The following is a 3,909-nucleotide window of genomic DNA, read 5'->3' on the forward strand; positions in this document are numbered from 1 at the left end:
CCCCCGGTGATGTTCACCGGGGGCCTTCCTGCTGTGCGGCGGGCCCGCCGTGCGGCGGGCTCAGGCGCCGGTCGCGCCGCGTGGCACCGGGAGCGCTAGGCCGATGCGGTCGCCCACGTCGCGGCGTAGAGGCGCTGCTCGAGCCCCTCGAACGCCCAGCGGTCCGCGATGAGGGTCGGCCCGTTGGGCGAGTCCGGCACGAACCACTGCATCTGCTCGACCGTCATCTGCTCGGCGCCCGAGGCGTCGACGCAGCTCAGCTCGAAGCGCGTGAGCGTCGCGGGCTGCCCGTCGATCTCGACGTCCAGCTTGCTCGTCTCCGTGGACGCGCCCACCGTGAGCTTGCCGGTCCCGGGGCAGAAGGACCCCTCGGGGACGTAGGCCTTGGTCGTGTCGACGTCGGCGACCGGGTCGCCGTTCAGGACGTCGAAGCTCGGGCACGCCTCCGACTCGGGGCACCCGCCCGCGCGCACCTGGGTGAGCCCCTCGGAGGGCTGCACGACCGACCAGTAGTCGGCCGCGAAGAGTGCCAGGGGGCCGACGTCCACGGTGTTGGTGTGCTGCCCCTCGTGCTGGTCGTGGGTGTCGGCGGCCGCCGGGCCGGAGCCGGACGGGTCGGTGCTCGCGGTGCCCTTGTCCGTCGCTCCACCACCGGAGCACGCCGAGGCCAGGAGCCCCACTCCCAGGACGACCCCGACGAACGGGACCAGGCGCGCACGTGCGGTGCCACGCCGTCGGGCCTGCGGGGACGTCGCCGCTGCTGCGGCCGAAGAATGGATCACTCGGTGCTGGTGCACGGGTACTGCCTCACTCATGTAGGTCGGCCCCGGCGTGACCCACTGGGGAGGGTCGCGCCGGGGCCTCGGACGATTTCACGCTACTGATGGCTGCCGGAAAGGGTGATGAGGGAATCCCACATCCTTGCCGGGGAGGTACGGGTAATCCCGTACCCGACGACGTCCGCGGGGCAGGCGGGCCGGCCGAGGCGCCCACCCACCCGCCCCACGGAGGTCAGTGGTCCCGAGACGTCAGCACGCGCCTGCGTCGGCCCAGGCGCCCCACTGCTGAGCGCCCGGGGTGTCCCCCTGGTTCCAGTACTTCGCCGTCCACGTGCGCCCTGCGTGGCTGACCTGCGCGCCCCCGGCGTAGGTCGCCGTGGCGGACCAGGCCGTCGCGGTGCAGACACCCGTGCCGCCCGTGGTCCCGCCGGTCGTGCCACCTGTGGTGCCTCCCGTCGTGCCGCCGGTCCCGCCCGTGGGCTCGACGACCGTGACGCCCCGCGGGTGGTCGTAGGTCGTCGAGTAGGACGTCCCGTTGATCGTGACGATCACGTTGGAGAACTGCGCGATCGGCATGGTCCACTTGAGCTGGTTCGTGATGCTCCCGCCCGCGGGGACACCGCCGAGGGGCACCGTGAACTCTGCCGTGTGGAAGTCGCCCTTGAGGCCGCCGACGTTCGGACCCGTGTGGCCCTGCTTGGTCGTCGTCGTCTTCATGCCCGACCAGTCGCTCATCTCGCCCGTGTCCGTGGTGCCGTACTGGAACGAGATGGTCGCACCAGCCGGGATGGCGGTCTTCGACCTGTTGGTGAACACGACCTTGGGGTTGATCGGGTAGTTGCTGTCACCGAGCGCGAACTGCGTGTAGTCGATGCTCATGTCGATCGCCTGCTTCGGCATGACCCGGTCGGCGTTCGCCTTGGTGGCCCCGTAGGCCGTCGTCGTGCTGAGCTTGGCGTGCATGAGGTCGACCATGGTCTGGCCGATCTCGTACTGGCCCTTGGTCTGGTTGTAGCCGTAGTCGCCCGCGAGCTCCCAGATCATGACGCCGCCGAGGCCCGTGTCGGCCACGTAGTCCGTCTTCGCACCGATCGCCTGGGTCGTGTCTCCGGACAGGAACACCTTCTTGCTCGCGTTCCACCACCACTCGTTCTTGGTGACCGGGTCGAAGTGGTGCACGTACGAACCCGAGACGGTCGTCGGGACCTTGTACGACGCCGCGTAGTCGCCCGCGATCCCCTTCTGCAGGTTCAGCGCGTGCCAGATCGGGTTGACGCCGGCCGGGACCGCGTTGCCCATGGGGTCGGAGTCGAACCAGAGGTTGTCGACGCCCTCGGCGCCGTAGCCGCACTTGCCGTTGGTCCCCGCCGGGCAGGTGAAGCCCGCGGGCGGGACGGCCTTGCCGCCCATGCCGTCGGTGCCGCCCTGGACACCCTGGAACCCGCGCGTGTAGAAGCCGACGCCGAGGTTCACGCGGCCTGCGGGCATGGCGCCGCGGAAGTAGTGCGCGGCCCAGTCACCGTTGAGGTAGCCCATGCCCTTGTACGCGGTGTACACGCCGGCGGCCGTGAGCTCGGGGTCCTTGCCGTCGTCGAACAGCGGCGAGTTGCCGCCGACGTGCTCGTTCCACGCGCCGTGCAGGTCGTACGACATGAGGTTGACGTAGTCGAGGTACTGGACGACCTGGAAGGCCTCCATGCCACGCAGCAGCCACCCGGACGACGGCGTCGCGGTCGTCAGCATGTAGTACTCGCCGTCCTCGGCGCCCGCCTTGTCGAGCTTCTCGCGGAGCGTCTTGAGGAGGTTCACGTACCCCTGGAAGTGCTGCCCACGCTTGGCGTCCGAGAACGCGAAGTCGTCGGGGTTGCCCGCACCCTTGTTGGACGTGGGGTACTCGTAGTCGATGTCGATCCCGTCGAACCCGTACTGACGGATGAACGCGACGGTCGAGTCGGCGAACGTGTCGATCTTCGCCTGCGACTCGGTCATGGTGTAGAAGCCGCCCGACGCGACGCGGTTGCCGTTCGCGTCGAAGTAGCCGCCAGTCTCGGCCCAGCCCCCGACGGCGGGGATCACCTTCACGCCCGGGTTCGCCTTCTTGTACTTGGCGAGCAGGTTGAAGTGCCCCTTGTAGGACAGCGTCGGGTCCATCTCGGCCCCGGCGACCCCCGGCCACGTCATGTCGGTCGACGCGTTGCCCGCAGCCTGCGCGTTGACCGAGATCTTGTTGTCGGCGCCCACGTGCGCGAATGCGTAGTTGATGTGCGACAGCTTGTTCCAGGGGATGTCGCTCGCGAGGTAGCGCGGCTGGCCGTTGGCCCCCGTGCGCCAGTTCGAGAAGTAGCCGATCACGCGGCGGTCGAGGCCGTTGGGGAGCTTCTCGCGGCCCGCGGTGTCGTAGACGTCGCAGTAGGGGACGTCCACGCCCGGGGTCTTGTACATGCCGTCCGGACGGCAGGCCTCGTGACCCGTCGCGGGAGTCTCCGGGGTCGTGGTGCCACCCGTCGTCCCGCCGGTCGTGCCGCCGGTGGTGCCGCCGGTCGTCCCGCCAGTGGTGCCGCCGGTCGTCCCGCCGGTCGTGCCGCCGGTCGTGCCACCCGTGGTCCCGCCGGTCCCGCACGCTCCCTGCGAGGCCCAGGGGCCGGACGTCTCGGTGCCGGGGACGTTGTTCTGGGTCCACCACTTCGCCGAGTAGTTCACGCCGTCCTTCGAGACGGTCGCGCCGTTGGTGTAGGTCGCCGTCGCCGACCAGGCCGGGGCGCAGTCGGCGGCCGCGGCCGACGACGTGGTGGCCGCGACGAGCATCGTCGCGAACAGCGCCGTCGTGGTCGCGAGGGCCGCGCCGACCCGGGCGCGGTGCCCGGTGAGTCTCACGTGCATCGAATCTGCCTTCGTTGTGCGGAGCGCAACGCGCGGTGTGCGTGGAGCGCCGAAAGACCGCAGGGCGGGGCCCGGCGGAGATCAGGGGAGATCGGGGATCTCGGGAGGAAGGTCGCCGAACCCGAGGTCCTGAGCGGCCGTCGGGCCGGTCGGCGGGACCTCGGGTTCGGCAGCGGCGAACCGCTACGTGGTACCCACCGGTGACGGAGCCCCGATCGGCGTCGGTCCTCGGCGGGGGTCGGGGGGAGGG

Annotated in this window: 2 protein-coding genes; both read right to left on the minus strand. The window is 70.5% G+C overall.

Annotation, left to right across the window (positions count from 1 at the left end):
* Positions 1-95 precede the first annotated feature (95 nt).
* Positions 96-797 (minus strand): hypothetical protein, encoded by a 702-nt coding sequence (locus ACFRCR_RS17495; protein ID WP_377679317.1) that lies wholly within the window; start codon positions 795-797, stop codon positions 96-98.
* A gap of 231 nt (positions 798-1,028) precedes the next feature.
* Positions 1,029-3,659, minus strand: a complete 2,631-nt coding sequence (locus tag ACFRCR_RS17500; protein WP_377679319.1) for a glycosyl hydrolase family 18 protein — start codon at positions 3,657-3,659, stop codon at positions 1,029-1,031.
* Between the last annotated feature and the right edge of the window lie 250 nt (positions 3,660-3,909).

Source organism: Oerskovia sp. NPDC056781 (assembly GCF_042789955.1).
GTDB lineage: Bacteria > Actinomycetota > Actinomycetes > Actinomycetales > Cellulomonadaceae > Oerskovia > Oerskovia rustica.